This is a genomic window from Nocardioides sp. (genome assembly GCF_034670285.1).
Lineage (GTDB): Bacteria > Actinomycetota > Actinomycetes > Propionibacteriales > Nocardioidaceae > Nocardioides.
Genome location: NZ_JAXMNS010000237.1, coordinates 1 through 5,906, shown reverse-complemented (window position 1 = coordinate 5,906; position 5,906 = coordinate 1). Strand labels below are relative to the sequence as shown.

At 70.9% G+C, this 5,906-nt stretch carries 6 protein-coding genes; 3 read left to right on the top strand and 3 right to left on the bottom strand.

The features are described from left to right. Positions 1-35 precede the first annotated feature (35 nt). The 3 genes from gatB to gatC are packed head-to-tail and all read right to left on the bottom strand — an operon-like array spanning position 36 to position 3,378. A complete protein-coding gene (gene gatB / locus VOI19_RS12470; RefSeq protein WP_416366377.1) occupies positions 36-1,556 on the bottom strand; it encodes an Asp-tRNA(Asn)/Glu-tRNA(Gln) amidotransferase subunit GatB in 1,521 nt (506 codons plus the stop codon). 5 nt (positions 1,557-1,561) lie between these two features. Beyond that, positions 1,562-3,052, bottom strand: a complete 1,491-nt coding sequence (gatA, locus tag VOI19_RS12465; protein WP_323793285.1) for an Asp-tRNA(Asn)/Glu-tRNA(Gln) amidotransferase subunit GatA — start codon at positions 3,050-3,052, stop codon at positions 1,562-1,564. 26 nt (positions 3,053-3,078) lie between these two features. Then, positions 3,079-3,378, bottom strand: a complete 300-nt coding sequence (gatC, locus tag VOI19_RS12460) for an Asp-tRNA(Asn)/Glu-tRNA(Gln) amidotransferase subunit GatC (RefSeq protein ID WP_323793283.1) — start codon at positions 3,376-3,378, stop codon at positions 3,079-3,081. 156 nt (positions 3,379-3,534) lie between these two features. Here gatC and VOI19_RS12455 point away from each other — a divergent pair, with 156 nt between their 5' ends. From VOI19_RS12455 to VOI19_RS12445, 3 genes are all read left to right on the top strand, one after another. After that, entirely contained in the window at positions 3,535-4,749 is a 1,215-nt protein-coding gene (locus VOI19_RS12455) for an ATP-binding protein (protein WP_323793282.1), read from the top strand. A 57-nt stretch (positions 4,750-4,806) separates the two neighbouring features. Then, positions 4,807-5,427, top strand: coding sequence for a sulfite oxidase-like oxidoreductase (locus tag VOI19_RS12450; protein WP_323793281.1), 621 nt, complete (start codon positions 4,807-4,809; stop codon positions 5,425-5,427). Then, positions 5,424-5,906: FAD-binding oxidoreductase (locus VOI19_RS12445; RefSeq protein WP_323793280.1), on the top strand; the 483-nt coding region annotated here is incomplete at its 3' end. The genes VOI19_RS12450 and VOI19_RS12445, both read left to right, overlap by 4 nt.

The following is a 5,906-nucleotide window of genomic DNA, read 5'->3' as shown; positions in this document are numbered from 1 at the left end:
CGCCGACTCACCGCCAGGGACGGATGCTGCGAGGGTCAGGTGAGCTTCTCGAGGATCAGCTCACGGACGCGGGCGGCGTCGGCCTGGCCCTTCATCTCCTTCATGACCGCCCCGATGAGCGCACCGGCTGCGGCGAGCTTGCCGTCGCGGATCTTGTCGGCGACGTCGGGGTTGGCGGCGATGGCGACGTCGACGGCGGCACCGAGGGCACCGTCGTCCGAGACGACCGCGAGACCGCGGGCCGCGATGATCTCCTCGGGCGTGCCCTCGCCGGCGATCAGGCCGTCGAAGACCTGGCGCGCCAGCTTGTCGTTGATGGTCTTGGAGTCGACCAGGGCCTGCACCTCGGCCACCTGCGTGGGCGAGACGCCGAGGTCGGCGATGTCGGTGGCCGACTCGTTGGCGCGACGGGCGAGGTCGGAGAGCCACCACTTGCGGGCGGCCTGGGGCGTGGCACCGGCCGCGATGGTCTCCTCGACGAGGCCGAAGGCTCCTGCCCCGACGGTGTCGCGCATCTCGAGGTCGGTGAAGCCCCACTCCTGCTGCAGCCGGGCGCGCTTGACCGTCGGGTTCTCCGGGAGCGTGCCGCGCAGCTCGTCGACCCACTCGCGCGACGGGGCGACGGGCACCAGGTCGGGCTCGGGGAAGTAGCGGTAGTCCTCGGCGTCGGACTTCTCGCGGCCGGACGTCGTGATGCCGGTGTCCTCGTGCCAGTGACGGGTCTCCTGGAGGATCGAGCCGCCGGCGTCGAGGATGCCCGCGTGACGCTGCATCTCGTAGCGGACCGCCCGCTCGACCGAGCGCAGCGAGTTGACGTTCTTCGTCTCGCTGCGGGTGCCGAGACCACCGGCGTCCTTGGGGGCCAGCGAGAGGTTGACGTCGGCGCGGATCGAGCCCTGGTCCATCCGGGCGTCGGAGACACCGAGCGCCACGATCAGCTCGCGCAGCTGCGCGACGTACGCCTTCGCGATCGCCGGAGCCTTCTCGCGCGCTCCCATGATCGGCTTGGTGACGATCTCGATGAGGGGGATGCCGGCGCGGTTGTAGTCGACCAGCGAGTGGTCGGCGCCGTGGATGCGGCCGGTGGCCCCACCGACGTGCAGCGACTTGCCGGTGTCCTCCTCCATGTGGGCGCGCTCGATCTCGACGCGGAAGGTCTCTGTCTCACCATCTGCGCCACCGACCACCGGGATGTCGACGTCCATGTAGCCCTCGAAGGCGATCGGCTCGTCGTACTGCGAGGTCTGGAAGTTCTTCGGCATGTCCGGGTAGAAGTAGTTCTTCCGCGCGAAGCGGCACCACTCGGCGATGTCGCAGTTGAGGGCCAGGCCGATCCGGATGGCGGACTCGACGGCCTTGCGGTTGACGACCGGCATCGCACCGGGCAGGCCCAGGCAGGTCGGGCAGACCTGGGTGTTGGGCTCCCCGCCGAAGACGGTGGGGCAGCCGCAGAACATCTTGGAGTTGGTGTTGAGCTCGACGTGCACCTCGAGCCCCATCGCGGGGTCGTAGGAGGCCAGGACGTCGTCGAAGTCGACCAGCACCGTCTCGGTCATGCTGTTCATGAGGCGTCTCCTGTCAGGCTCGGGGCCCGGTCGAGCAACGGCCCGCCCCACTTCTCGGCGAGGGCTGTCTCGAGCGCTGCGCCGACCCGGTAGAGGCGGTCGTCGGCCAGCGCCGGCGCGAGCATCTGGATGCCGGCCGGCAGCCCGTCCTCGTCGGCCAGGCCGCTGGGCAGCGAGATGCCGGGCACTCCGGCCAGGTTGGCCGGGATGGTCGCGAGGTCGTTGAGGTACATCGCGATCGGGTCGTCGAGCTTCTCCCCCAGCTTGAACGCCGTGGTGGGCGCGGTGGGCGAGAGCAGGACGTCGGCCTGCTCGTAGGCGGCCGCGAAGTCGCGCGAGATCAGCGTGCGCACCTTCTGGGCCTGGCCGTAGTAGGCGTCGTAGTAGCCGCTGGACAGCGCGTAGGTGCCCAGGATGATGCGGCGCTTGACCTCGTCGCCGAAGCCGGCGTCCCGCGAGGCGCGCATGACCTCCTCGGCGCTGGGGGCGTCGACACCCTCGGGGAAGACGCGCAGGCCGTAACGCATCGCGTCGAACTTCGCGAGGTTGCTCGAGGCCTCCGCCGGGAGGATCAGGTAGTAGGCCGCGAGCGCGTGCACGAAGCTGGGGCACGAGACCTCGACGACCTCGGCACCCATCGAGACCAGCAGGTCGACCGACTCCTGGAAGCGTGCCTGCACGCCGTCCTGGTAGCCCTCGCCGCCGAGCTCCTTGATGACGCCGACCTTGACGCCGCTGAGGTCTCCCCCGGCGCCCTGGCGGGCCGCCGCGACGAGGCCCGGGACCGGTGCGTCGACCGACGTCGAGTCGCGCGGGTCGTGGCCGCCGATCAGCTCGTGGAGCAGGGCGGAGTCGAGCACCGTGCGGGTGACGGGTCCGACCTGGTCGAGGGAGTTGGCCAGCGCCACGAGGCCGTAGCGCGAGACCCCGCCGTACGTCGGCTTGACCCCGACCGTGCCGGTGACGGCGCCGGGCTGGCGGATCGAGCCGCCGGTGTCGGTGCCGAGCGCGAACGGCGCCTCGAAGGCCGCGACCGCTGCCGCCGAGCCACCGCCGGAGCCGCCGGGGATCCGGTCGAGGTCCCACGGGTTGTGGGTCGGGCCGTAGGCGGAGTGCTCGGTGGAGGAGCCCATCGCGAACTCATCCATGTTGGTCTTGCCGAGGATCGGCAGGCCCGCCGCCTTGAGCTTGGCGACGACGGTGGCGTCGTACGGCGGGATCCAGCCCTCGAGGATCTTCGAGCCGCAGGTGGTCGGCAGGCCCTGGGTGGCCAGGACGTCCTTGACCGCGATCGGCACGCCGTCGAGGTCGTGCAGAGGGGCACCGTCGGAGCGACGGGCATCCGAGGCAGCGGCCTGGGCGAGCGCGCCCTCGGCGTCGACGTGGAGGAAGGCGTGCACGGCGCCGTCGACGGCATTTATGCGGTCGAGGTGTGCCTGGGTCAGGGCGACGGAGGTGGTGGTGCCGTCGGCCAGTGCTGCGGCCATCTCGGCCGCGGTGCTCTTGATGGAACTCACTGCTCGTCCCCCAGGATCCGCGGCACGGAGAAGCGCTGCTGCTCGGACTCGGGTGCCATGGCCAGCGCCTGCTCGGCGGTGAGGCACGGCTCGACGACGTCCTCACGGAAGACGTTGGTCAGCGGCAGCGGGTGCGACGTCGGTGGGACGTCGTCGCTGGCGACCGCGCTGATGGAGGCGACGGACTCGAGGATGACCGACAGCTGCGGGGCGAGGTGGTCCAGCTCCGCTGCGTCGAGGTCGATGCGGGCGAGGTTCGCCAGGTGGGCGACCTCGTCTCGGGTGATCTCAGGCATGGGCGCAGTCTAGGAGTGCCCCACCCCGGCGGTTCGGGTGGCCGGGTCGGCTGAAGGTCTGGGCTCCGATCGCCGCCGGTCGCCCGTCCACCGCGCGCACGGACCCGTTGCCGATTCCTCGAACAGGCGTACTGTCATGTATGAGGGGAATGTCTGATGAGGAAGCTCGAAGCACAACTCATGCACGACATGCGCAACGCCGCGATGGTGCTCCACGAAGGAGCCGAGCAGCTGCGGGTGGGGCGCGAGGTGCTGACCCCCGAAGCCGTCGAGCACCTGTGCCTGGTGCTCGAACGTCGCAGCCAGATGCTGGTGAGGCTGCTGGATGACCTCGGCACGTCCCACCTCGCCGATCGCGGGTCCCTCGAGCTGGCCCGGCGAGCGGTGCCGCTGATCGAGGTCTGCGAGCAGTCGCTCGCCGGCCGTCCCGTGCCAGAAGGCGTCACGGTCTCCCTCGACGTGTCGCCCGAGCTGGTCGTCCTGGCCGACCCCCTTCGCCTCGCCCAGGTGGTGGACAACCTGCTCGGCAACGCCCTGCGCTACGGCGGCTCCTCCGTGGGCGTGACCGCCGTACGCGACGCCGGATCGATCCGGCTCAGCGTGACCGACGACGGACCTGGGGTCCCCGAAGAGCTGCACCCCAACCTCTTCGAGGGCTACTCCCGTGGCGACAGCTCGAGCGGCTTCGGCGGGAGCGGCCTCGGCCTCATGATCGTGCGCCAGCTCGCCGAGGCGATGGGCGGCTCGGCAACCCACGACCAGCACCACGGCACCCGGTTCACCGTCACCGTTCCCGCACTCCCCGTCACCCAGCACACGCTGCTGCCCGACCAGGCCGTGCACGGGCACTCCGTGATCTTCTGGAGCGACGACAGCAGCGGCTCCGACCCGCTCGTCGCCGGCCTCGCGTCGTACGCCGCTCACGGACTCGTCCGCGGTGAGGCCGTCGTGATGGCGGTGACCCCGCCGCGGCTCGCGCGCGTCGCCTCCGCCCTGGCCGACCTCGGGATCGATCCGGACGCCGTCCAGGCCACCGGACAGTACGTCCCCATCGATGCCGAGTCCCTCGACCGCGCCCTGCTGCGCGACGGGCACATCGACACGGCCCGCTTCCAGCGGCTCGTCGGCGATCGTGCACGCGCCCTCAGCGCCAGCCGGCCGAGCCTCCGCATCTACGGTGAGGTCGTCGACCGCTACTGGCGACGTGGCGACGGCCACCTCGCACTCGAGCTGGAGTCTGCCTGGGCCGCCCTGCGCGCGCAGGTCGACTTCCCGCTCCTGTGCGCCTACGAGCTCGCTCCCGGCCAGACCGATCACGTGCTTCGCCTGTGTCACGAAGCCGTTGTCGAGAACGGCGTCGACGCAGCCTGAGCGGAATGCACCTCGGGCGATCGACGGGTTCTCAGGTGCACCGGTCAGAATGAACCCATGCCTGTCACCCGCGGTTTCACCGGACGCCGCCGCCCGTCCGACCCGGCGCGCGAAGACCGCCTGCCGCCGGGCCAGTACGACACCGGCACCGACTTCCCGTCCCTGACCGCCGAGGCGACGCCGCGCGTGGACGTCGACTCCTGGTCGCTGAAGATCGACGGTCTCGTCGAGACGCCGCAGGAGTGGTCGTGGGACGAGATCCACGCGTTGCCCACGTCGTCGTACGCCGGCGACATCCACTGCGTCACGACGTGGAGCAAGTTCGACACCACCTTCACCGGCGTCAGTGTCGACACGCTCCTGGACGCCGCCGGCCCGCTGCCCGAGGGCGCGTTCGTGATGGCCCACACGGCCTCGGGCTACACGACGAACCTGCCGATCGAGGACCTCCGCGGCGGCAAGGCGTGGGTCGTGTGGGTCTTCGACGGCAAGCCGCTCACCGTCGACCACGGCGGACCGGTGCGGCTGCTCGTGCCGCACCTCTACTTCTGGAAGTCGGCCAAGTGGGTGACGCGCCTGGAGGTGATGGCCAAGGACCGTCCCGGGTTCTGGGAGCAGAACGGCTACCACGACCGTGGCGACCCGTGGCTCGAGCAGCGCTACCAGGGCGACCCGTGACCAGCATCCCGCGCGTCGGTCCGTGGACCACCGCGACGATCGTCGAGATCGAGCGCGACGACCGGCTCGTGCGCCTGCGCCTCGACGTCGCGGGCCGCACCGAGCACCTGCCCGGCCAGCACTACGTCGTCCGTCTGCGCGCGCCTGACGACTACACCGCGCAGCGCTCGTACTCCATCGCCTCCGACCCGGCCGACCCCCTCGTCGAGCTGATGGTCGAGTGGATGCCCGACGGCGAGGTCTCCGGGCACCTGCACGACGTCGCCGAGGTCGGCGACGTGCTCGAGGTGCGCGGCCCCATCGGGGGCTGGTTCACCTGGACCGGCGACGAGCCCGCCCTCGCGATCGGTGGGGGCACGGGCGTCGTGCCGCTGGTCTCGATGATGCGCCACGCGATCCGGCTGGGCGTGCCCGAGCGGCTGAGGATCATCGCCGTGGGCAAGACGCTGGTCGAGCTGCCGTACGCCGCCGAGCTCGTC

Coding starts and splice junctions, on each gene's coding strand:
- gatB (WP_416366377.1), bottom strand. CDS start 1,556: ATGACCGAGACGGTGCTGGTCGACTTCGACGACGTCCTGGCCTCCTAC.
- gatA (WP_323793285.1), bottom strand. CDS start 3,052: ATGGCCGCAGCACTGGCCGACGGCACCACCACCTCCGTCGCCCTGACC.
- gatC (WP_323793283.1), bottom strand. CDS start 3,378: ATGCCTGAGATCACCCGAGACGAGGTCGCCCACCTGGCGAACCTCGCC.
- VOI19_RS12455 (WP_323793282.1), top strand. CDS start 3,535: ATGAGGAAGCTCGAAGCACAACTCATGCACGACATGCGCAACGCCGCG.
- VOI19_RS12450 (WP_323793281.1), top strand. CDS start 4,807: ATGCCTGTCACCCGCGGTTTCACCGGACGCCGCCGCCCGTCCGACCCG.